Source organism: Streptomyces sp. NPDC021012, from assembly GCF_044333355.1.
In the GTDB taxonomy this organism is placed as follows: Bacteria; Actinomycetota; Actinomycetes; order Streptomycetales; family Streptomycetaceae; genus Streptomyces.
This window is the reverse complement of record NZ_JBIRQU010000015.1, coordinates 19,005-40,756: the sequence shown is the minus strand read 5'-3', so window position 1 is coordinate 40,756 and position 21,752 is coordinate 19,005. Positions and strand designations below refer to the sequence as shown.

Annotated in this window: 20 protein-coding genes; 11 read left to right on the top strand and 9 right to left on the bottom strand. The window is 73.1% G+C overall.

The features are described 5' to 3' along the window. Positions 1 to 20: 20 nt before the first annotated feature. Positions 21 to 1,019, top strand: a complete 999-nt coding sequence (locus ACH4TP_RS33985; protein WP_398190924.1) for a TAXI family TRAP transporter solute-binding subunit — start codon at positions 21 to 23, stop codon at positions 1,017 to 1,019. 20 nt (positions 1,020 to 1,039) lie between these two features. Here ACH4TP_RS33985 and ACH4TP_RS33980 read toward each other — a convergent pair whose 3' ends face one another. After that, a complete protein-coding gene (locus ACH4TP_RS33980) occupies positions 1,040 to 2,434 on the bottom strand; it encodes an ATP-binding protein (RefSeq protein ID WP_398190927.1) in 1,395 nt (464 codons plus the stop codon). A gap of 21 nt (positions 2,435 to 2,455) precedes the next feature. Then, positions 2,456 to 3,169 (bottom strand): response regulator transcription factor, encoded by a 714-nt coding sequence (locus tag ACH4TP_RS33975; protein WP_398190930.1) that lies wholly within the window; start codon positions 3,167 to 3,169, stop codon positions 2,456 to 2,458. Between the two features lie 275 nt (positions 3,170 to 3,444). Between ACH4TP_RS33975 and ACH4TP_RS33970 the strand changes: the two genes are divergently transcribed. The 8 genes from ACH4TP_RS33970 (at position 3,445) to ACH4TP_RS33935 (ending at position 9,938) form a co-directional block, all read left to right on the top strand. Continuing rightward, a complete protein-coding gene (locus ACH4TP_RS33970; RefSeq protein WP_389236580.1) occupies positions 3,445 to 4,242 on the top strand; it encodes an amino acid ABC transporter ATP-binding protein in 798 nt (265 codons plus the stop codon). Between the two features lie 54 nt (positions 4,243 to 4,296). After that, on the top strand, positions 4,297 to 5,118 hold the full coding sequence (locus ACH4TP_RS33965; protein ID WP_389236578.1) for a glutamate ABC transporter substrate-binding protein: 822 nt from the start codon (positions 4,297 to 4,299) through the stop codon (positions 5,116 to 5,118). 103 nt (positions 5,119 to 5,221) lie between these two features. Further along, positions 5,222 to 5,896, top strand: coding sequence for an amino acid ABC transporter permease (locus ACH4TP_RS33960; RefSeq protein ID WP_389236576.1), 675 nt, complete (start codon positions 5,222 to 5,224; stop codon positions 5,894 to 5,896). After that, positions 5,893 to 6,783 (top strand): amino acid ABC transporter permease, encoded by an 891-nt coding sequence (locus ACH4TP_RS33955; RefSeq protein ID WP_389236574.1) that lies wholly within the window; start codon positions 5,893 to 5,895, stop codon positions 6,781 to 6,783. The genes ACH4TP_RS33960 and ACH4TP_RS33955 overlap by 4 nt, the downstream gene beginning before the upstream one ends. A 192-nt stretch (positions 6,784 to 6,975) precedes the next feature. Next, positions 6,976 to 8,769 (top strand): FAD-dependent monooxygenase, encoded by a 1,794-nt coding sequence (locus tag ACH4TP_RS33950; protein WP_398440102.1) that lies wholly within the window; start codon positions 6,976 to 6,978, stop codon positions 8,767 to 8,769. A 32-nt stretch (positions 8,770 to 8,801) separates the two neighbouring features. Then, positions 8,802 to 8,888 carry a putative leader peptide gene (locus ACH4TP_RS33945; protein WP_311605579.1) on the top strand — a complete coding sequence of 29 codons (87 nt, stop codon included), beginning with the start codon at positions 8,802 to 8,804 and terminating at the stop codon, positions 8,886 to 8,888. 106 nt (positions 8,889 to 8,994) lie between these two features. Further along, the gene (locus ACH4TP_RS33940; RefSeq protein ID WP_389236570.1) at positions 8,995 to 9,534 is read left to right on the top strand and encodes a cysteine dioxygenase; all 540 of its coding nucleotides are present in this window, start codon (positions 8,995 to 8,997) and stop codon (positions 9,532 to 9,534) included. Further along, positions 9,531 to 9,938, top strand: a complete 408-nt coding sequence (locus ACH4TP_RS33935; protein WP_389236568.1) for a rhodanese-like domain-containing protein — start codon at positions 9,531 to 9,533, stop codon at positions 9,936 to 9,938. The genes ACH4TP_RS33940 and ACH4TP_RS33935 overlap by 4 nt, the downstream gene beginning before the upstream one ends. Before the next feature lie 193 nt (positions 9,939 to 10,131). Here ACH4TP_RS33935 and recX read toward each other — a convergent pair whose 3' ends face one another. The 4 genes from recX to ACH4TP_RS33915 all read right to left on the bottom strand — a co-directional run bounded on the left by recX (position 10,132) and on the right by ACH4TP_RS33915 (position 13,901). Then, a complete protein-coding gene (gene recX, locus ACH4TP_RS33930; RefSeq protein ID WP_389236566.1) occupies positions 10,132 to 10,698 on the bottom strand; it encodes a recombination regulator RecX in 567 nt (188 codons plus the stop codon). 4 nt (positions 10,699 to 10,702) lie between these two features. After that, positions 10,703 to 11,836: a recombinase RecA gene (gene recA, locus ACH4TP_RS33925; RefSeq protein WP_389236564.1), complete on the bottom strand. Its 1,134-nt coding sequence runs from the start codon at positions 11,834 to 11,836 to the stop codon at positions 10,703 to 10,705. Between the two features lie 449 nt (positions 11,837 to 12,285). Beyond that, positions 12,286 to 13,401 carry an AI-2E family transporter gene (locus ACH4TP_RS33920; protein ID WP_389236747.1) on the bottom strand — a complete coding sequence of 372 codons (1,116 nt, stop codon included), beginning with the start codon at positions 13,399 to 13,401 and terminating at the stop codon, positions 12,286 to 12,288. A 305-nt stretch (positions 13,402 to 13,706) separates the two neighbouring features. Beyond that, positions 13,707 to 13,901 (bottom strand): DUF3046 domain-containing protein, encoded by a 195-nt coding sequence (locus ACH4TP_RS33915; protein ID WP_389236562.1) that lies wholly within the window; start codon positions 13,899 to 13,901, stop codon positions 13,707 to 13,709. 79 nt (positions 13,902 to 13,980) lie between these two features. Between ACH4TP_RS33915 and ACH4TP_RS33910 the strand changes: the two genes are divergently transcribed. Beyond that, the gene (locus ACH4TP_RS33910; protein WP_389236560.1) at positions 13,981 to 14,910 is read left to right on the top strand and encodes a hypothetical protein; all 930 of its coding nucleotides are present in this window, start codon (positions 13,981 to 13,983) and stop codon (positions 14,908 to 14,910) included. Positions 14,911 to 14,974: 64 nt separating this feature from the next. On the opposite strand, the gene ACH4TP_RS33905 is transcribed toward ACH4TP_RS33910, so the two are convergent. The 3 genes from ACH4TP_RS33905 to ACH4TP_RS33895 form a co-directional block, all read right to left on the bottom strand. After that, positions 14,975 to 15,283 (bottom strand): AzlD domain-containing protein, encoded by a 309-nt coding sequence (locus ACH4TP_RS33905; protein WP_030692368.1) that lies wholly within the window; start codon positions 15,281 to 15,283, stop codon positions 14,975 to 14,977. After that, entirely contained in the window at positions 15,280 to 16,020 is a 741-nt protein-coding gene (locus tag ACH4TP_RS33900) for an AzlC family ABC transporter permease (RefSeq protein WP_389236558.1), read from the bottom strand. The genes ACH4TP_RS33905 and ACH4TP_RS33900 overlap by 4 nt, the downstream gene beginning before the upstream one ends. A 110-nt stretch (positions 16,021 to 16,130) precedes the next feature. After that, positions 16,131 to 16,991 (bottom strand): AraC family transcriptional regulator, encoded by an 861-nt coding sequence (locus ACH4TP_RS33895; RefSeq protein ID WP_398190944.1) that lies wholly within the window; start codon positions 16,989 to 16,991, stop codon positions 16,131 to 16,133. A gap of 91 nt (positions 16,992 to 17,082) precedes the next feature. Between ACH4TP_RS33895 and ACH4TP_RS33890 the strand changes: the two genes are divergently transcribed. Beyond that, the gene (locus ACH4TP_RS33890) at positions 17,083 to 21,732 is read left to right on the top strand and encodes a DEAD/DEAH box helicase (protein ID WP_398440101.1); all 4,650 of its coding nucleotides are present in this window, start codon (positions 17,083 to 17,085) and stop codon (positions 21,730 to 21,732) included. Positions 21,733 to 21,752 lie beyond the last annotated feature (20 nt).

The window sequence follows — 21,752 nt, the reverse complement described above, 5'->3', positions numbered from 1 at the left end:
CGGCCTGGCAGGATCGCCGCATGTTCGCCTCGCTCTCCCGTGCCGCCCGCCGCCGTGTCCTGGTGGCCTCGGCCGCGCTGCTCGCGCTGTGCGGGGTGCTGGTGTGGTGGCTGATGCCCTTCGGCTCCCCCGTCCCGCACGGCTCGATCACCTTCAGTACGGGTGTCCCCACCGGCGTCTACCAGAAGTACGGCGCACTCCTCAAGGACGCCCTGGCCCGGGACCTGCCCGAGGTGTCGATAACGCTCAAGGACAGCGAGGGCTCCCAGCAGAACCTGGCCAGGGTCGCGACGGGCGAGGCCGACTTCACCGTCGCGACGGCCGACGCGGTGGCCCAGTACCAGCGCGAGCGCAGGGCCGGCTTCGAGCGGCTGCGCGGCTGCGCACGGCTCTACGACGACTACGTACAGCTCGTCGTGCCCAAGGGCTCCCCGGTGCAGAGCGTCAAGGACCTGCGCGGGCTCCGGGTCGGGGTCGGCCAGGCCGGATCCGGGGTGCGGCTGATCGCGGACCGGGTGCTCGCGGCGGCGGGTCTGACCCCGGACCTGGACGTACGGTCGGTCGCGGCGGGCATCGACACGATGCCGGAGCTCATGCAGCGGGGCGAGCTCGATGCCTTCTTCTGGTCGGGCGGACTGCCGACCGCGGCGGTGCAGACGCTGTCCGAGCACTTCCCGATCCGGCTGGTGCCGCTGGACTCCCAGCTGATCGACCGGCTGCACGACGTCGGCGCGTCGACCCGGTACTACCGGTCGGCGGTGATCCCTGCGGACGCGTACGACAAGGCCCAGGACGGCCGGCCCGTCGAGACCCTGGCGGTCGCGAACCTGCTGGTCACCACGGTGGACGCCGACAAGGACCTGGTGGAGGGCTTCACCCGTACGGTGATCAGGAGCCGCGACCTCATCGGCAGCCAGGTCCACCCGGCCCAGCTGGTGGACCTGCGCACCGCCGTCTACACCGAACCCCTGGAGCTCCACGACGGCGCCCGCCGCTACTACCGGTCGGTGAAGCCCTAGCGCCCTGGCGGCCCAGCGCCCTAGCGCTCCGGCGCGTCCCTCGGGACCGTCACCGTCACCTTCAGCCCGTGCGGCTCGTTCGGGGCGAAGTCCACACTTCCGCCGCCCGCGGTGAGCAGGACGCGCGCGATGGAGAGGCCGAGGCCGGAGCCCTTGACGTTCTGGTGGCGGCCGGAGCGCCAGAAGCGGTCGCCGACCCGGCCGAGCTCCTCCTCGGTGAGGCCGGGCCCGTGGTCGGCGACGACGACGGAGACGGTCGACCGGCCGGGGGCGACGGTGACCGCGACCGACTCTCCGGCGGGGGTGAACTTCAGCGCGTTGTCGATCACGGCGTCGAGGGCGCTGGAGAGGGCCACCGGGTCCGCCCAGGCCGTGACCGCCCCGCACTCCCCGGTCAGCGTGACGCCCTTGTCCTCGGCGACCGGCCGCCAGGAGGCGACCCGCTCGGCGGTGAGCGCGCCGACGTCGGTGAGCCGCAGCTCGGCCGCCGCGTGCTCGGCGAGCGCCAGGTCGAGGAGGTCGTCGAGGACCTGGGCGAGGCGCTTGCCCTCGGTGCGTACGGAGGCGATCTCCTCGTTGCCCTCGGGGAGCTCCAGGGCGAGCAGCTCGATCCGCAGGAGGAGCGCGGCGAGCGGGTTGCGCAGCTGGTGGGAGGCGTCGGCGACGAAGGCCCGCTGCTGTTCGAGCGCGTCCTCGACGTTGTCCGCCATCTCGTTGAACGAGTGGGCGAGGCGCCGCAGTTCGGGCGGTCCGCCGGTGGCGGAGACGCGGGAGTTCATCCGCCCGGTGGCGATGTCGTGGGTGACGGCGTCGAGGACGCGGACGGGGCGAAGCACCCAGCCGGTGAGCCGGAAGGCGGCGCCGACGGCGAGCAGCATCGCGGCGGCCTCGCCGGCGAAGATCAGCAGCCAGCCGCGCAGGATGCGGGAGCGGAGCTGTCCGGTGGGCGAGTCGGTGACGACGACGGCGACGACGTCCCCGTCGCGGACGACGGGGGAGGCGATGATGAGCCGTGCGTCGCCCTGCCAGGGCCAGACCTGGGACGGGTCGTGGCTGCGGCGTCCGAGCAGGGCCTCGTTGAAGGCGCGCCTGCCCTCCCCCGCGTACGGGACGACCCAGTCCTCGGGTGCGGCGGCCATGGAGCGGTTGTCGCGGTAGAAGATCCCGGCGCGGATGTCGTACACGTCGTGGTAGCTGGCGAGTTCGCCGCTGAGGGTGGCCTGCCGCTCGTCGGTGCCGGGGTTGCTCTCGCTGACGAACTGGGCGAGGGCGGCGAAGCGCGCGGCGTCGTCGAGCCGGTCGACGACGACCCGCTGCTGCTCGGACGCGGCGAGGCTGGCGGCGAGCGGGAAGCCCAGGGCGAGCAGCACGCCCGCCATCAGCACGATGAGCAGCGGGAGGAGTCGGGTGCGCACGTCAGGGACCGTCCGGAGGGGTTACGCGGCGGGGGCGACGAGGCGGTAGCCGACGCCCCGCACGGTCTCGATCAGGGCGGGCATCCGCAGCTTGGAGCGCAGGGAGGCGACGTGCACCTCCAGGGTGCGGCCGGTCCCCTCCCAACTGGTGCGCCAGACCTCGCTGATGATCTGTTCGCGGCGGAAGACGACGCCGGGCCGCTGGGCGAGGAGGGCGAGCAGGTCGAACTCCTTGCGGGTGAGCGGCACGCTCTCGCCGTCGACGTTGACCCGGCGGGTGGACAGCTCGACGGTGACGGAGCCGAGCCGCAGCACGGTCCCGTCGGTGGCGCCCTCGGTCCCCGCGGTCTCCTCGGCTCCGGCGCGCCGCCGGCTGACGGCGTGGATGCGGGCGAGGAGCTCGCCGGGGTCGTAGGGCTTGACGACGTAGTCGTCGGCGCCGAGGTTGAGCCCGTGGATCCGGGAGCGCACGTCTCCGCGCGCGGTCACCATGATCACCGGGGTGGTGGTGAGCTTCCGGATGCGGCCGCAGACCTGGTAGCCGTCCTGGTCGGGAAGGCCGAGGTCGAGCAGGATCACCCCGTACGAGGGGCGCTCGCCCTGGGCGGTGGGCAGGACGGCCTGGAGGGCCTCCTCGCCGCTGCGGGCGTGCGTGACCGTGAAGCCGTGCTTCGCGAGGATCGCGGAGAGAGCGGCGGCGACGTGGTCGTCGTCCTCGACGAGCAGCAGTCGCATGCGTACCTCCTCCGTGATGAACGTCCGCCGATGGCGGCTCTCTGTGTACCAGGTGGTACCAGGGCATGAACACCGAAGACGGGTGTCACAGTCAAGTGTCCCCCTGTGACGGGAGCGTTTCCGTTATGGACCCGGTACGGCCGAGGCGTCGCGTTCACGCGCTGTGTCCGATTGCGGCCTTATCGTTATCCTCAATTTCCGCTCAGATGTGATGACGCTCGTCACATCGGGTCTCTAGTGTCCTCCCCAACCGAGGAGGACGGAGCAAGAGGCCGATGAGCGGAGAGTCAGTGTCCAAGTCCGTGCCCAGGGGGCCCGAGGACACCCCGCGTGCGGCGGACGACCTGGTCGTACTGTCCGACGTGAACAAGCACTTCGGCGCACTGCATGTCCTCCAGGACATCGACCTGACGATCACCCGCGGCGAGGTCGTGGTCGTCATCGGACCGTCCGGGTCCGGCAAGTCGACGCTGTGCCGCACGATCAACCGGCTGGAGAGCGTCGACTCCGGCACCATCACCATCGACGGCAGGCCGCTGCCCCAGGAGGGCCGGGAGCTCGCCCGGCTGCGGTCCGACGTCGGCATGGTCTTCCAGTCGTTCAACCTCTTCGCGCACAAGACGGTGCTCGAGAACGTGATGCTGGGTCAGATCAAGGTCCGCAGGACGGAGAAGAAGGCCGCCGAGGCCAAGGCCCGGGCCCTGCTCGACCGGGTCGGGGTCGGCACCCAGGCCGACAAGTACCCCGCCCAGCTCTCCGGCGGCCAGCAGCAGCGCGTGGCGATCGCCCGCGCCCTCGCGATGGACCCGAAGGTCATGCTCTTCGACGAGCCGACCTCGGCGCTCGACCCGGAGATGATCAACGAGGTCCTGGAGGTCATGCAGCAGCTGGCCCGGGACGGCATGACGATGGTGGTCGTCACCCACGAGATGGGCTTCGCGCGCTCCGCCGCCCACCGCGTCGTCTTCATGGCCGACGGAAAGATCGTCGAGCAGGCGTCGCCCGAGGAGTTCTTCAGCAACCCGCGCAGCGACCGGGCCAAGGACTTCCTTTCCAAAATCCTTCACCACTGAGCTGGTCGACGACCTAGTCTTCCCAACTCACGCCTACTCAAGGGACTTTCCTCCATGAAGCTTCGCAGCGTCTCCGCCGCCGCGGCGGCCGCCGTCGTCCTCGCCCTGACCGCCACCGCCTGCGGCAGCGGCTCCGACTCCGGCAGCAACGGCGACAAGATCAACATCGGCATCAAGTTCGACCAGCCGGGCCTGGGCCTGAAGACCCCGGACGGCACGTACGCCGGCTTCGACGTCGACGTCGCCAAGTACGTCGCCAAGGAGCTCGGTTACTCCGAGGACAAGATCAACTGGAAGCAGGCGCCGAGCGCCGAGCGCGAGAACCTGATCAAGAACGGTGACGTCAAGTTCGTCGTCGCCAGCTACTCGATCAACGACAAGCGCAAGAAGGAGGTCGACTTCGCGGGTCCGTACTTCCTGACCCACCAGGACCTCCTCGTCCGCGCCGACGACAACTCGATCACCAAGGTCGAGGACCTCAACTCCAAGAAGCTCTGCTCGGTCACCGGCTCGACCTCCGCGCAGAACGTCAAGGAGAAGCTCGCCCCGAAGGCCGACCTCCAGCAGCTCGGCGGCTACTCCGAGTGCCTCACCGGCCTGGAGAACAAGGCCGTCGACGCCCTGACCACGGACGCCTCCATCCTCGCGGGCTACGCCTCGCAGAAGGAGCACCAGGGCAAGTTCAAGCTCGTCGGCCTGAAGATGAGCGACGAGAACTACGGCATCGGCCTCAAGAAGGGCGACGACGAGCTGCGCGGCAAGATCAACAAGGCGCTGGAGAAGATGGTCTCCGACGGCACCTGGGAGAAGCTCGTCAAGGAGCACTTCGGCCCCTCGGGCTACAAGTACGAGCCCGCCCCGAAGGTCCAGAACTGACCTGACGCACTCGGGCCGTGACGGCCGCCCGCGCACACGGGCGGCCGTCACCCCGGCACCGGCCATCACACCGACCGACCACCAGGGGAGAGCGCGGGGCATCGTGTTCGACTTTCTTGATTCCGGGCAGTACGACCTGCTCGGCGCCTTCTGGGTGACGGCGCAGCTCGCCCTCTACTCGGCGATCGGCTCGCTGGTCTGGGGCACGGCCCTGGTCGCCATGCGGGTCAGCCCGGTCCCGCTGATGCGGGGCTTCGCCACCGTGTACGTGAACACCGTCCGGAACACTCCGCTGACGGTGGTCCTCGTCGCCTGCCTCCTCGGCCTCAACCAGACCCTGGGCGTCTCGCTCGGCGCGGACCGCTCCGAGAACATCGGCTTCCGCCTCGCCGTCCTCGGTCTCGTCGCCTACACCGGCACCTTCGTCTGCGAGGCCCTGCGCTCGGGCATCAACACCGTGCCGCCGGGCCAGGCCGAGGCCGCCCGCGCCCTGGGCCTGAGCTTCACCCAGGTCCTCCGCCTCGTGGTCCTCCCGCAGGCCTTCCGCGCCGCGGTGACCCCGCTCGCCAACGTCCTGATCGCCCTCACGAAGAACACCACCGTGGCGGCCGCGATCGGCGCCGCCGAGGCGTCGCTCCTCATGAAGACGATGATGGAGAACGAGACCGACGCGCTCTTCGTCGTCTTCGCGCTCTTCGCCTTCGGCTTCATCGTCCTCACCCTCCCCACCGGCCTGATCCTCGGCTGGGCGGCCAAGCGACTGGCGGTGAAGCGATGAGCTCCGTCCTGTACGACACCCCCGGCCCGCGCGCGAAGCGGCGCAACGTCGTCTACACGATCGTCTTCGTGGCGGTCCTCGCCCTGGTGGCCTGGTGGGTCCTGGCCGCCCTGGACGAGAAGCACCAGCTGGACGCCGACAAGTGGAGCCCGTTCGTCACCGACTCCGAGGTCTGGACGACGTATCTGCTGCCCGGCCTCACCGAGACCCTGCAGGCCGCCGCGCTCGCCATCGTGATCGCGCTGCCGCTCGGCGCGGCCCTCGGCATCGGCCGGCTCTCCGACCACCGCTGGGTGCGGGTGTCCGTGGGCACGCTCGTGGAGTTCTTCCGCGCCATCCCGGTGCTGCTCCTGATGATGTTCGCGAGCGCCCTCTACCGCGAGTTCACGACGGTCAGCTCCGACTTCCGCCCGATGTACGCGGTCGTCACCGGCCTGGTGCTCTACAACGCCTCCGTCATCGCCGAGGTCGTCCGGGCCGGCGTGCTCTCGCTGCCCCGGGGCCAGGGCGACGCGGCCGTCGCGCTCGGCATGCGCAAGGGCCAGACCATGCTGTACGTCCTGCTGCCGCAGGCCGTGACCGTCATGCTGCCCGCCCTGGTCAGCCAGCTCGTCGTCATCGTCAAGGACACCGCGCTCGGCGGCGCCCTGCTCGGCTTCGAGGACCTGCTCAGCCAGAACCGGCAGATCACGGCCAACTACGGCGCCAACACGATCGCCACCCTCACGGTCATCGCGCTGATCTACATCGCCGTCAACTTCCTCCTCACCACCTTCGCGAGCCGCCTGGAGCAGCGCCTGCGACGGGGCAGGAAGTCCCCCTCGGTGACCCTCCCGGCCCAGGCCGGAGCCCCCGAGGCGAAGGCGGAGGCCGTCAGCGGCGCCTGACCCCGCAGGGGTCCGTGGGTCCACAGGGGCGGGCGGGAGCGGCACCGACTTCAGGTCGGCCGCACCGCGCCCACCCCGTCGCTTGACGCAAGCACCCTCAGTGGGTTGCATACGGTCTGTGATCAACCACCGGGCTCGTGCCACACTCAGCTGTGCTGCCCCCATGACCGTCCGGCCTACAGGAGCCGCGCCGTGGACCCGGTGATCATCGTGGGCGCGGGGCCGGTCGGCCTCGCGCTCTCCCTCGCGCTCGCCGCGCAGGGCGTGCCCAGCGTCGTCCTCGACGAGGGCACCGGCAAGGAGGAACCCCGCCCGGCGCGGAGCGTCGTCCTGCGCGCCGACATGGCCGCCATGGTCGAGCGGCTCGGCTGCACGACCCTCCGTGACGAGGGCGTCCGCTGGATCGGCTGGCGCGGGATGCGCCGCCGCCAGGAGGTCCGCCGGATCACGCTCGACCTGGGGCTCGGCGGCACGGAGGAGTGGTCCGAGGACCCCGACGCGCCCGCCTCCCCGGCCGCCCCGCTGCACATCCCCCAGCACGCCCTGGCCCGCGGCCTGCGCGACGCCATCTCCCGGCAGAAGCTGATCCGGCTCGTCACCGACTCCCGGCTCGACACCATCGAGCAGGACCGGGACGGGATCGTCGCCCACACCCGCGGCCCGGAGGGCACCTGGTGGCGCGGCAGCCATCTCGTCGGCTGCGACGGGGCCCGCTCGACCGTGCGCAAGCTCCTCGGGATCCGCTTCCCGGGCCGCACGGCGGTGGAGCGGCACGCCGTCGCCGCGCTGCGCACCGAACTCCCCTGGCCCGGCGAGGCCCTGCTGCACCGCCAGCCGCCGTGGCGCGGTGCCCCCGAGGAGATCGCCGCGCGTCCGCTGCCCGACGGGGTGTGGCGGATCGACTGGCTGCTGCCGCCCCGCGGCGACCTGGTCACCCCGGACGCGCTGGTCGCCCGGATCCGCGAGACCCTGGCCGGCTGGTGCGACGGCATGACGCCCCCGTACGAGCTGATCGACACCGGCGTCCACACCCTGCACCACCGGCTCGCCCGCCGCTGGCGGGTGGACCGGGTCTTCCTCGCCGGGGACGCGGCGCACCTGCTCGGCGCGGTCGGCACCCAGGGCCTCGACGAGGGGCTGCGGGACGTGGACAACCTCGCGTGGAAACTCGCCCAGGCCTGGCACCACGGCGGCTCGGAGCGGCTCCTCGACAGCTACCAGAGCGAGCGGCGGACGGCCGTCGCGACCCGGCTGCGCGCGGCGGACCAGTCGCTGCCCGTGCTGCGCGGCGGCGGGGGCCTGCGGACGTACCTCCCGGGGGCCTCGCGCGGCCACGACGCCCTGCTGGCCGACGGCCACGTGGGGCGCGGCCCGCTCGGCGCGCCCCCGGCGTACCCCCACTCCCCCCTCGCGGCCCCCTGCACCGAGGGGCAGACGCCCGTCGGCACCCCGACGGGCGCCCCGGTCGAGGACGTCCGCGTGACCGCTCCCGACGGCACGACCGTACGGCTCCGGGACCGGCTCGGGCAGGGCCGGCTCCTGGTCCTCCTCGTCGCACCCGGCACCGGGGTGTGGGACCGGCGCCACTGGCGGACCGCGGGCGTGATGCCCCGGCTCGAAGAGGCCGTCCAGGCGCTCCCGATGAAGGCCGAGGTCCTGGTGACCGAGGCCTACCCGGGGGCTCCGGCCCACGCCGTCCTGCTCGTACGGCCCGACGGGCACCTCGTCGCCTCCTTCTCCGGGGTCCGCCCGGAGGAGCTGTACGCGGCGGCGGACGCGGCCCGCGGCGGCCCGGCCACCGAGGAGACCGCGACCGAGGAGACCACCGCGGAGAAGGCTCCTCCGGGGAAGACCCCTCCGGCGGGGAGGACCTCTCCGGTGAAGGCCACCTCGGAGAAGGCCCCTTCAGCGAAGACCCCTTCGGAGAAGGCCCCCGAAGTGTCCGCCGTGTCCGTGTCGGGCGACCGCACGGCGGACACGCATTGATTCCCGCAGGCGCACATGGTGTACTCCGGAACGTGACCGACACCGATGTGCGCCTGTGGCGGAGGGTCCATATGGACCTCGTCCGCTACGCGGGCTGCGTGTGTCGCCCGTCCTGCTGATCTCGCTTCTTTCCCCGCGCGCGCCCCGCCACCGACGTACGTCCGTCGTACCTCCGTGTGCCGTGTGCCGTCGCGCGCTCTTCCGCGAACCCCAGGACGGTCACCCGTGCCCCTGCACGTCACCCCCCTTCCCCCTGCCCTCTCCTCCTCGCCCTCCCCCACCTCGGCGGAACTCCTCGACTTCGTCCGGCGTACGGCGGCCGACAAGGAACTCGTCGACTCCCTGCCCCTCGACCCCGAGGGCCGTACCTGGGTACGGCTCGACGGCCCCGGCGGCAGCGAGGCCTGGCTCATCGGCTGGCCGCCCGGCACCGGCACCGGCTGGCACGACCACGCCGAGTCGCTGGGGGCCTTCGCTACCGCGCGCGGCACCCTGACCGAGAACTCCCTCGCCGTCCGGCTGCCGGCGAGCGGCTGGAAGACCCTGGAGCTGGCCGACGGCCTCGACCGCTCCCGGCGCCTTCCCGAGGGCACCGGCCGGGCGTTCGGCCGCCACCACGTGCACGAGGTGCTCAACGAGTCCACGGACACCCACGCGGTGTCGGTGCACGCCTACTACCCGCCGCTCCCGCTGATCCGGCGCTTCAGCCGGACGGGCCCGGTGCTCCGTCTCGAGCAGGTCGAGCGTCCGGAGGAGTGGCAGTGAGCGAGGACCGAGTGGGCATCGACGAGCTTCTGGAGCGGGTCCGGTCGGGCCTCGACCGGATCGAACCCCGAGCCGCCTACGAGGCGTACGAGGCGGGTGACGCGCTCCTGGTGGACACGCGCTACGCCGCCCTGCGCGAACGGGACGGCCTGATCCCGGGCGCGCTGATCGTGGAGCGCAACGAGCTGGAGTGGCGGCTCGACCCCCTGGGCAGCCACCGCGCGGCGGAGGCCGACAGCCACGACCTGCGGGTGGTGGTCCTCTGCAACGAGGGCTACGCCTCCTCCCTCGCGGCCGAGTCCCTGCGCCGCCTGGGCCTGCACCGGGCGACGGACCTCATCGGCGGCTTCCAGGCCTGGAAGGCCGCCGGCCTCCCGGTCCTCCTCCCGGCCACCCGCCCCTGACCGAACCCCACCCGCACCGGACGAACCCTTCTGTACCCCCGTCCCAGAAGGACCCACCGCTGACAGGCCTGTCTCAGCAGGGCCCACCGCTGAGGGGCTCGCCTCAGAAGAGCCCACCGCTGAGGGGCTCGCCTCAGAAGAGCCCCTCACCGACAGGCCCATCTCAGAAGGGCCCATCCCTGACGGGCTCGCCTCAGAAGGGCTCGTCCAGTCCCTCCGTGTCCTCGCCCTCGGCCTCAAGCGCCTGGCGGACGACACGGAGGGCCATGCCCTCCGGATACCCCTTGCGGGCGAGCATCCCCGCGAGCCGTCTCAGGCGCCGGTCGCGGTCGAGGCCGCGGGTGGCGCGCAGCTTGCGGTCCACGAGCTCGCGCGCCGTGGCCTCCTCCCGCTCGGAGTCGAGCTGCTCCACCGCCTCCTGGATGAGAGTCGGCTCGACGCCCTTGGTGCGCAGCTCCCGGGCGAGGGCCCGGCGGGCGAGGCCCCGCCCGTGGTGGCGGGACTCCACCCAGGCCCCCGCGAAGGCGGCGTCGTCGATGAGTCCGACGTCCTCGAACCGGGAGAGGACCTCCTCCGCCACCTCGTCGGGGATCTCCCGCTTGCGCAGCGCGTCGGCGAGCTGTTTGCGCGTGCGGGGGCTTCCGGTGAGCAGGCGCAGGCAGATCGCCCGCGCCCGCTCAGCCGGATCCTGGGGTGACAGCTCCTTCTCGGCCCTCGACGAGTCGGGGCTGTCACCCGGCCATTCGGTGCGCCCGGTCACTGCTTCAGCTCTTGACCGCGGTGGCCTTGGTCGCCTTCGCGGTCTTGCTCGCGGCAGCCGGGACGCTCTTGGCGTCGTCCGCGCCGGCCGCGTCGGCGGCACCCGCCGCGTCCGCACCCGGCTCGGCCGACAGCGCCTCGGGCCGGACGCCGACGCCCAGCTTCTCCTTGATCTTCTTCTCGATCTCGTTGGCGAGGTCGGGGTTGTCCTTCAGGAAGTTGCGGGCGTTCTCCTTGCCCTGGCCGAGCTGGTCGCCCTCGTACGTGTACCAGGCACCCGCCTTGCGCACGAAGCCGTGCTCCACGCCCATGTCGATCAGGCCGCCCTCGCGGCTGATGCCCTGGCCGTAGAGGATGTCGAACTCGGCCTGCTTGAAGGGGGGCGCGACCTTGTTCTTGACGACCTTGACGCGGGTGCGGTTGCCGACCGCCTCCGTGCCGTCCTTGAGGGTCTCGATGCGGCGGATGTCGAGGCGGACCGAGGCGTAGAACTTGAGGGCGCGGCCACCGGTCGTGGTCTCCGGCGAGCCGAACATGACGCCGATCTTCTCGCGGAGCTGGTTGATGAAGATCGCGGTGGTCTTGGACTGGTTGAGCGCGCTGGTGATCTTCCGGAGGGCCTGGCTCATCAGGCGGGCCTGGAGACCCACGTGCGAGTCGCCCATCTCGCCCTCGATCTCCGCACGCGGGACGAGCGCGGCGACGGAGTCGATGACGATCAGGTCGAGGGCGCCGGAGCGGACCAGCATGTCGACGATCTCGAGGGCCTGCTCGCCGTTGTCCGGCTGGGACAGGATGAGGTTGTCGATGTCGACGCCGAGCTTCTTGGCGTACTCGGGGTCGAGGGCGTGCTCGGCGTCCACGAAGGCGACCTGGCCGCCGGCCTTCTGGGCGTTGGCCACGGCGTGCAGGGTCAGGGTCGTCTTACCGGAGGACTCCGGACCGTAGATCTCCACGACACGGCCGCGCGGCAGGCCGCCGACACCGAGGGCGACGTCGAGGGCGGTCGATCCGGTGGAGATCACCTCGATCGGCTCCTGGGTGCGGTCGCCCATGCGCATCACGGCGCCCTTGCCGAATTGGCGTTCAATCTGTGCGAGCGCGGCGTCGAGAGCCTTCTCGCGGTCGGTTCCTGCCATGGGTTCCACCCGGTTTGCTTGAGTCGATCGCTTCATGTGAAAGACGCTAACCCCTGCCACTGACAACGGGCCCCGGCGTCCCCTCCGACCTGTGGATAACCCGGCGAAAAGCCCGTGATTCCAAGGGTCGCGCTTCCATGAGAATGGATGTTCGATTTCAGTGTCAAGCGCACCACGCGGCCACCGCCCGGGCGTTTCACGGCGGCCGCCAGGCCCTCGGCGCGACTCCCGTCGACGTGGGCCAGGGCGACGTGCCGTGGATGGTCCTCGCCCACCCGGAGGGCCACGACTGCTTCCGCATCCTCGCCCGGTCGTCCTGTCAGGGGGCCTTCACCACGCCGGGCGGTCGTACGACACCCAGCGGATCCCCAGCCGCGCGGAGCCCGGGAGGAGCGGCCCCGGGGGCGTGCCGGCGTTCGGCGTCCCGTGCTGCTTCAGCGGCCGAAGGCTCAGGACTCCTTCTTCGAGTGCAGCGCCTTCTGCAGCCGGGCCACGACGGCCTCCCCGTACCTCCGGTGGCCGTGGACGCGCGGGTCGTCCGTCACGTCGTACCGCTTCACGTACGCGCCCAGGAAGGCCTGGAGGGTGGCGACGGCCGGGATGGCGATCAGCGCGCCGACGGCCCCGAGCAGCGCCGTGCCCGCGATGACCGAGCCGAAGGCCACCGCCGGGTGGATGTCCACGGTCTTCGAGGTGAGCTTCGGCTGGAGCACGTAGTTCTCGAACTGCTGGTAGATCACGACGAAGCCGAGCACCCACAGCGCGTACCAGGGGTTGACCGTGAAGGCGATCAGCATCGGCAGGGCACCCGCCAGATAGGTGCCGATGGTCGGGATGAACTGCGAGACCAGGCCGACCCAGACGGCGAGCGCCGGGGCGTACGGCACGCCCAGGATCTCGAAGACCACGAAGTGCGCGATGCCCGAGACGAGGGCCATCAGGCCGCGCGAGTAGAGGTAGCCACCGGTCTTGTCGACGGCGATCTCCCACGCCCGCAGGACCTCGGTCTGCCGGGCCGGCGGCAGGACGGAGCAGAGCGCGCGCCGCAACCGGGGCCCGTCGGCCGCGAAGTAGAACGAGAACAGGAAGATCGTGAGGAGCCGGAAGAGCCCGCCGAGGACGGTGGCGGAGACGTCGAGGACGCCGGACGCGCTGTTCTGCACGTACTTCTGCAGCCAGTCGGAGCTGAGCACGCTGTCCTGGACCTCGACGCGCGAGAGCTCCGTGTGGAAGTTCTGGTTGATCCAGTTGATCAGCGAGTCGAGGTACTTGGGGAAGTTCTCGACCATGTCCACGATCTGGCCGGCGAGCATCGAGCCGAGGAGGACGACGAAGCCGATGCCGAAGACCGCGACGGCGAAGAAGACCAGGAAGGTGGCGAGGCCGCGGCGCATCCCGCGCGCCGCCATGCGCCCGACCGCCGGTTCGATGGCGAGGGCGAGGAAGAAGGCGAGCAGGATGTTGACGAGGAGCCCGACGAGCTGGTGGAAGGCCCAATTGCCGAGGAGGAAACAGGCGTAGAGCGCGAGGGCGAGCACGAGCGCGCGGGGCAGCCAGCGCGGCATCCGCGCGGAAGCGGCGGCCGGCCCCGCGCCCGGGTCCGCCGTCGGGGTGGTCGCGTCCGCCGTCGGGGCGGCCGCGACGCTCTCCACGGCTCTCGCTCCCGCTGCCGTTCCCGCCACGGCGACCTGCGCCGGGGCCGGGTTCGGCGCCGGGGAGGCCGTCGCGCCGGTCACGTCGGGCACGTCGTTCGGTTCGGTCTTCTCGGTGTCGTCAGTCGGGGCCACCCCGCCAGTCTCGCGCACCGCGCGGACATTCCACCCGGGACCCCCGCACATCCCCGCCAGTCACCCCGCGGTTCGCCTTCCGGTCACCGCTTGTCGGCCGGTACGTCGACGGCCGCGCAGACGGCACGCCACACGTCCTTCGCCTCCCAGCCGGCGTCCAGCGCCTCGCGCACCGTCCGGCCCCCGAGCTCCGTCATCACGTGATCGCTCGCGAAGGACTCCGCGTAGGACGCACCGAAGTGGTCGGCCATCCGTTCCCAGAAAATCGTCAACCGCATGACCCCAGTATCCCGCTCCCAAGAGTGCAGCCCGCTCCGCAGGTCTTGTCACCGCGCTTTTCCGCCCTACGGTCGGAGCATGGCCGAAAACCTCCTCTCCTCCCCGCCGTCGACCTCCCTGGCGCGTGCCGAGCGCTTCGTCTGGCTGACGGCCCGTGTCCTCGAACAGCGCCGGTTCGCCTACCACTTCCTGCGCGGTGGCGCGGACCACGTCGAGACCGCCCTGGCGGCGTACCTCAACGAGGACGGCGGCTACGGACACGCGCTCGAACCGGATCTCCGCGGTCCGGTGAGCCAGCCGCTGCACACCGCGCACGGGCTGCGCGTCCTCGACTCCATCGGCCGCTGCGGCGGGCTGCGCGTGGAGCGGATCTGCCGCTACCTCACGGAGGTCTCCACGCACGACGGGGCGCTCCCGGCGATCCACCCGTCCCAGCGCGGCTACCCGTCGGCGCCCTTCGTGCCGGTCGTCGACTCCCCGCCGAGCGCGCTGCTCTCGACCGGCCCGGTGGTCGGCCTGCTGCACCGCAACCAGGTGTGGCACGCGTGGCTGTTCCGGGCCACCGAGTTCTGCTGGTCGGCCGTGGAGTCGCTGGAGGAGTCCCATCCGTACGAGGTCCAGGCGGCCGTCGCCTTCCTGGACGGGGCCCCCGACCGGCCGCGCGCGGAGGCGGCCGCCGACCGGCTCGGCCGGCTCGTCCGGGAGCAGCGGCTCGCCGTCCTGGATCCCGGCCGGCCGGAGGACTTCCCGGTCCCGGAGGGGTACGCGCCCGGTGAGCACCACTATCCGCACGACTACGCGCGCGTGCCGGACTCGCTGGCCGCGCGCTGGTTCACGGACAAGGAGATGGCCCGCTCCCTCGACCGGCTCGAAGCCGAGCAGCAGGAGGACGGAGGCTGGCCGATCCGCTGGCGCGCCTGGGCTCCCGGCTCGGCCCTGGAGTGGCGCCCGATCGTCACCATCGAGGCACTGCGCACCCTGCGGGCCCACGGCCGCGCCATCGCGTGACGCGCCCGCGTACGGGGCTCCTGCCGCCGCCGGTCCCGTACGCATACGGCTCCGGCCGTCGCCGTCACCAGCCCAGGGCCCGCACCCCCGCCGTGACGGCGACGGCGGCGCCCACGACGACCAGGAACGGTGCGCGCAGGACGAGCGCGACGGCGGCCGCGGCGAGCCCGGCGGCCCGGGCGTCCAGGACGAGGTCGCCGCCCGCGCTGAAGGTCTGCTGCGCGGTGAGCGCGGCGAGCAGCGCCACGGGGAGGAGGGCGGCGAGCCGCTGGACGAGCGGGCGTTCCAGCGCGCCGGCGGGGACGAGCAGGCCGACCAGCTTGACCAGGTAGCACCCGGCGGCGGTGAGGGCGATCGCGATCCAGACGTTCATCGGGGGTCCTTCTCTCCTCCGGTGGGGGCCGTGCGCCGGCCCTGGGCCCAGAGCACGGCGGGCGCGGCGAGGGCGGCGGCGAGGACCGGGACGCCGGCCGGCAGGACGGGCAGCAGCCCGAGGCCGAGCAGGACGGCGATCCCGGCGGTGGCGCGCTCGGTGGCGGACTTCAGCATGGGGGCGAGCAGGGCCAGGAAGACGGCGGGTCCTGCGGCGTCGAGCCCCCAGGCCGCGGTGTCGCCGATCGCCTCGGCCCCGAGGGCGCCGAGGAACGTGGTCAGGTTCCACAGGACGTACAGGGTGACGCCGGTGACGGTGAAGCCGATCCGGACGGCCCTGCGGGACGGCTGGGCGAGCGCGACGGCCGTGGTCTCGTCGATGACCCAGTGCGCGGCGAGGGGCCTGACGGCCTTCGGCAGGGCGAGGAGCTGGGAGAGCCGCAGCCCGTAGAAGGCGTTGCGGGTGCCCAGGAAGAAGGCGCCGGCGGCGGCCGTGAAGGGGTTGCCGCCCGCGGCGAGCGCTCCGACCAGGGCGAACTGCGAGGCGCCGGTGAAGACGAGCAGGCTGAGGACGCAGGTCTGGAGGAGGCTGAGGCCGGAGCCCGCCGAGGTCACGCCGAAGGCGAAGCCGGAGAGCCCGACGGCGACGCCGACGCCGAGCGCGTCGCGGACGACGGCCGCGTCGGGCTTGGCGGGGGTGCCGTCGCGTATGACGGGGGTTGCTGTCTGTTCTGCCACGTCAGGGACGTTACGGGGCCGGTGCCGTCCCGGTCTTGTACGTTCTTGCGGCACCACGGCACCACGGCGACGCGGCAACGCGGCAACGCGGCAACGCAGCGAGCCGGCGGCTACGAAGCCCGCCGTCCCGTACCCCGCGCGCGTTGGTAGGCGCCCGGCGGGACCCCGACGCTGCGGGTGAAGTGCCGGCTGAGGTGGGACTGGTCGGTGAAGCCGACGGCGGCGGCCGCCTCCGCCGGGGGCGTCCCCGCGTCGAGGAGCTGCCGGGCCCGACGTACGCGCGCGTCGGTGAGCCAGGTGTGCGGCGGCATCCCGTACGCCTCGCGGAAGGCACGGAGCAGGGCGAACGGGCTGGTGCCGAGGTCGGTGGCGAGCCGTTCCAGGGTCGGCGGCCCGGCCATCCCCGCCTCCAGGACGTCACGCGCGCGTGCCGCGTTCCGGGCGCCCGCCGAGCGGGGCGGGAGCGGGGCGAGCGGTCCGCCGTGGCTGCGCAGGAGCCGGGCGGTGACCAGGCGCAGCAGGCTGTCCGCGGCGAGCGCGTTGCCCTCCTCCGCGGCCCGGTGGACGCCGACGACGAGCCGGGCGGCGTACGGGTCGTCGACGACGGGCGAGGTGAAGCCGACCGCGCCGCGCAGGGCGAGGGTGTCTGCGGCGATCGAGCGGACGATCTCCGCGTCGGGGTAGATCGTCCGGTAGGTCCAGCCCTCGGGCACGGCCGCGTGCCCGGTGTGCGGGGTGTCCGGGTTGACCAGGGCGAGCTGTCCGGGCCCGGCGTGGACGAGCTCGTCGCGGTGGTGGAAGGCCTCGACGCCCTCGGTGATCGCGGCGAAGACGAAGGTCTCGTGGGTGTGCCGGGCGAAGGCCTTGCGGATGTAGTGGGCGTGCAGCAGGTCGACCCCGGGCAGCTCGGCGAACCGCCAGTACCGTGCCCGCTCCCCGCTCGCGCCGCCCTGCTCCGTACCCCTGGCCATTCCCCCATTCTGCGCCCCGCCGGCGCCCCTCGACGAACGGGATTCCCCCAGGTCGGGGCGGTTGTCAGTGGGCGGGTGCACGATGGGGGGCATGGTCAGGTCCGCGCTCGACTCGTTCTCCCCCGCGACCCGTGGCTGGTTCACCGGGGCCTTCGCCGCGCCCACGGCTGCGCAGGAGGGCGCCTGGCGGGCCATCGGCGCGGGTTCCGACGTGCTCGTCGTCGCGCCGACCGGCTCGGGCAAGACGCTCGCGGCGTTCCTCGCCTCCCTGGACCGGCTCGCGGCCTCGCCTCCGCCCGCCGAGGCGAAGAAGCGCTGCCGCGTGCTGTACGTGTCGCCGCTGAAGGCCCTCGCCGTGGACGTCGAGCGGAACCTGCGCTCGCCGCTGACCGGCATCCGCCAGGAGTCGGTGCGGCTCGGCCTGCCCGAGCCGGACGTCCGGGTCGGGATCCGGTCCGGGGACACCCCGGCGGCCGAGCGCCGGGCGCTCGCGACCCGGCCGCCGGACATCCTGATCACCACCCCCGAGTCCCTGTTCCTGATGCTGACCTCCGCCGCGCGCGAGGCCCTGTCGGGCGTGGAGACGGTCATCCTGGACGAGGTCCACGCGGTCGCGGGCACGAAGCGGGGCGCGCACCTGGCGCTCTCCCTGGAGCGGCTCGACGAGCTGCTGCCCCGCCCGGCGCGCCGGATCGGCCTGTCGGCCACGGTCCGCCCGGTCGACGAGGTGGCCCGCTACCTGTCCCCGGGGCGCGCGGTGGAGATCGTGCAGCCGCCGTCGGGCAAGGAGTTCGACCTCTCCGTCGTCGTGCCCGTCGAGGACATGGGCGAGCTGGGGGGCTCCCCGGCCTCCGAGGGCAAGGACGGCGGGGACAGGCCGTCGATCTGGCCGCACGTCGAGGAGCGGATCGCCGACCTGGTCCAGGCCCACCGCTCCACGATCGTCTTCGCGAACTCCCGGCGGCTCGCCGAGCGCCTGTGCAACCGGCTCAACGAGATCGCGTACGAGCGGGCGACGGGCGAGCCGCTCCCGGAGGGCGCTCCGCCGGCCGAGGTCATGGCCCAGTCGGGGGCGGCGCAGGGCGCCCCGCCGCTGCTCGCCCGGGCCCACCACGGTTCGGTGTCGAAGGAGCAGCGCGCCCAGGTGGAGGAGGACCTGAAGGCGGGCCGGCTGCCCGCCGTGGTGGCCACCTCCAGCCTGGAGCTGGGCATCGACATGGGCGCGGTCGACCTGGTCGTGCAGGTCGAGTCGCCGCCCTCGGTGGCCTCGGGGCTCCAGCGGGTGGGCCGCGCGGGCCACCAGGTCGGGGCGGTCTCCACGGGCGTGGTCTTCCCCAAGTACCGGGGCGACCTGGTGCAGGCGGCCGTGGTCACCGAGCGGATGCGTTCGGGCGCGATCGAGTCGATGCGGATCCCCGCCAACCCGCTGGACGTCCTCGCGCAGCAGCTGGTCGCCATGGTCGCGCTCGACACCTGGCAGGTGGACGAGCTGCTCGCGGTGGTGCGCCGCGCGGCCCCGTTCTCCTCGCTGCCGGAGTCGGCGTTCACCGGCGTCCTGGACATGCTGGCCGGCCGCTATCCCTCGGACGCCTTCGCCGAGCTGCGCCCGCGCGTGGTCTGGGACCGGGTGGCCGGGACGGTCACGGGACGGCCGGGGGCGCAGCGGCTCGCCGTCACCTCGGGCGGCACGATCCCCGACCGCGGTCTGTTCGGCGTCTTCCTCGCGGGCTCGGACCCCAAGAAGGGCGGGGGCCGGGTCGGCGAGCTCGACGAGGAGATGGTGTACGAGTCGCGGGTCGGCGACGTCTTCACGCTCGGCACCACCTCCTGGCGGATCGAGGACATCACCCGGGACCGGGTGCTGGTCTCCCCCGCGCCCGGGGCGCCGGGCCGGCTGCCGTTCTGGAAGGGCGACCAGCTGGGCCGCCCGCTCGAACTGGGGCGGGCGGTGGGCGCCTTCCTCCGCGAGGTCGGCGCCCTGGGGGACGAGGACGCGCGCCTGCGGCTGCTCGCCGCGGGCCTGGACGCCTGGGCCGCGGAGAACGTCCTCGCGTACCTCGGGGAGCAGCGCGAGGCCTGCGGTCACGTGCCGGACGACCGGACGATCCTGGTCGAGCGCTTCCGGGACGAGCTCGGGGACTGGCGGGTCGTCATCCACTCCCCGTTCGGGGCGCAGGTGCATGCCCCGTGGGCGCTGGCGCTCGGCGCGCGGCTCACCGAGCGGTACGGCATGGACGCGCAGGTGATGCACGCGGACGACGGCATCGTGCTGCGCCTGCCGGACGCCGACCTGATGGGCCTGGACATGGGCCTGGACCTCCTCGACGACGAGCCGGTCGATCCGGGCCGGCACCTGGACACGACGTACGACGCGGACAAGGCGCCGGTCGGCGCGGCCGACGCCCTGTTCGACAAGGGCGAGATCGGGCAGATCGTCACCGACCAGGTGGGCGGCTCCGCGCTGTTCGCCTCCCGCTTCCGGGAGTGCGCGGCCCGCGCCCTGCTGCTGCCCAAGCGGAACCCGGGCAAGCGCACCCCGCTGTGGCAGCAGCGGCAGCGCGCGGCCCAGCTGCTCCAGGTGGCGAGCGAGTTCGGCTCGTTCCCGATCGTCCTGGAGGCCGTCCGCGAGTGCCTCCAGGACGTCTTCGACCTCCCGGGCCTCGAAGAGCTGATGGGGGACATCGAGGCCCGCCGGGTCCGCCTCGTCGAGGTCACCACCCCCGAGCCCTCCCCCTTCGCCCGCTCGCTGCTCTTCGGCTACGTGGCGCAGTTCCTGTACGAGGGCGACTCGCCGCTGGCCGAGCGGCGGGCGGCCGCGCTCTCCCTGGACTCCCGGCTGCTCGCGGAGCTCCTCGGCCAGGCCGAGCTGCGCGAGCTGCTCGACCCCGAGGTCCTGGCGGAGCTGGAGCGGGAGCTCCAGTGGCTGACGGAGGACCGCCGCGTCAAGGACGTGGAGGGCGTCGCCGACCTGCTGCGGGTCCTGGGCCCGCTGACGGACGCGGAGCTGGCCGGGCGCGGCGCCGAGGGCGGCTGGGCGCCCGAGCTGGAGGCGGCCCGCCGGGCGATCCGGGTGCGGATCGGCGGCCGGGACCACTGGGCGGCGATCGAGGACGCGGGGCGGCTCCGGGACGCCCTGGGCACGGCCCTGCCGGTCGGCGTGCCCGAGGCCTTCACCGAGCCGGTCAAGGACCCGCTGGGCGACCTCCTCGCGCGGTACGCGCGCACGCACGGCCCGTTCACCTCCTCCCAGGCCGCCACCCGCTTCGGCCTCGGCGCGGCCGTCACCGACGGCGCCCTCCAGCGCCTCGCCTCCTCGGGCCGGGTCGTCCAGGGCGAGTTCCACCCCTCGGGCATCGGCCAGGAGTGGTGCGACGCGACCGTGCTGCGGCGGCTGCGGCGCCGCTCCCTGGCGGCCCTGCGCCAGGAGCTGGAGCCGGTGCCGCCGGCGGCCCTCGCCACCTTCCTGCCGCAGTGGCAGCACCTGGGGAGCAACAGCCTGCGCGGCATCGACGGCCTCGCGCGCGCGATCGAGCAGCTCCAGGGCGCGCCGGTCCCGGCCTCGGCCCTGGAGAAACTGATCCTGCCGTCCCGGGTCCGCGACTACTCCCCGGCCCTCCTCGACGAGCTGACGACGACCGGCGAGGTCGTCTGGGCGGGCGCGGGCTCGCTCCCCGGCAAGGACGGCTGGGTCTCCCTCTACCTGGCGGACGCGGCCCCCCTGCTCCTCCCGCCCGCGCACCCCCTGGAGCCGACCGCCCTGCACGAGTCCGTCCTCACGGCCCTCTCCGGCGGGTACGGCCTGTTCTTCCGGCAGATCGCCGACCAGATCCGGGCCACCACCCACCCGGACGCCACCGATCCGCAGCTCGCCGACGCCCTCTGGGACCTGGCCTGGTCGGGCCGGCTCACCAACGACACCCTGGCCCCGCTGCGCGCGCTCCTCGGCTCGGGCCGCACGGCGGGCTCCACCGCCCACCGGGCGCGGCGCACGGTCCCGCGCGGCCGGTACGGGACGCTGACGGCCGCGGCCCGCCCGGCGTCCCGCACGGGCCCGCCGACGGTCTCCGGCCGCTGGTCCCTCCTCCCTCCCCCCGAACCGGAGCCGACGCACCGGGCCCACGCCCTGGCCCGCACCCTCCTGGACCGGCACGGCGTGGTCACCCGGGGCGCGGTGGCCGCCGAGGGCGTGGAGGGCGGCTTCTCGGCCACGTACCGGATCCTCGCGGCCTTCGAGGACAGCGGGCAGGCCCGGCGGGGCTATGTCGTGGAGGGGCTCGGCGCGGCCCAGTTCGCGATGGACGGGGCGGTGGACCGGCTGCGCGCGGCGGCGACCGCCCGCGACCGCGGCGCCGAGGCCGCGGCGGGCCCCCGCGCCCTGGTCCTGGCGGCGGCCGACCCGGCGAACGCGTACGGAGCGGCCCTCCCCTGGCCCGAGCCCCCGACCGGCGCCGGCCACAAGCCGGGCCGCAAGGCGGGCGCGATGGTGGTCCTGGTCGACGGTGAGCTCACGCTCTACATGGAGCGCGGCGGCAAGACGCTCCTGTCCTGGCCGACGGACCCGGAGGACCCGGCCCTGGGAGCGGCGGCGGCGGCCCTGGCCGAGTCGGCGAAGGCGGGCACGCTGGGCACGGTCACGGTGGAGCGCGTCAACGGCGCGACGTCCCTGACGTCCCCCCTGTCCCGCCCCCTGGAATCGGCCGGCTTCCTGGCCACCCCCAGAGGCCTCCGCCTCCGCCCCTGACTCCCCGGGCCCCACAATGG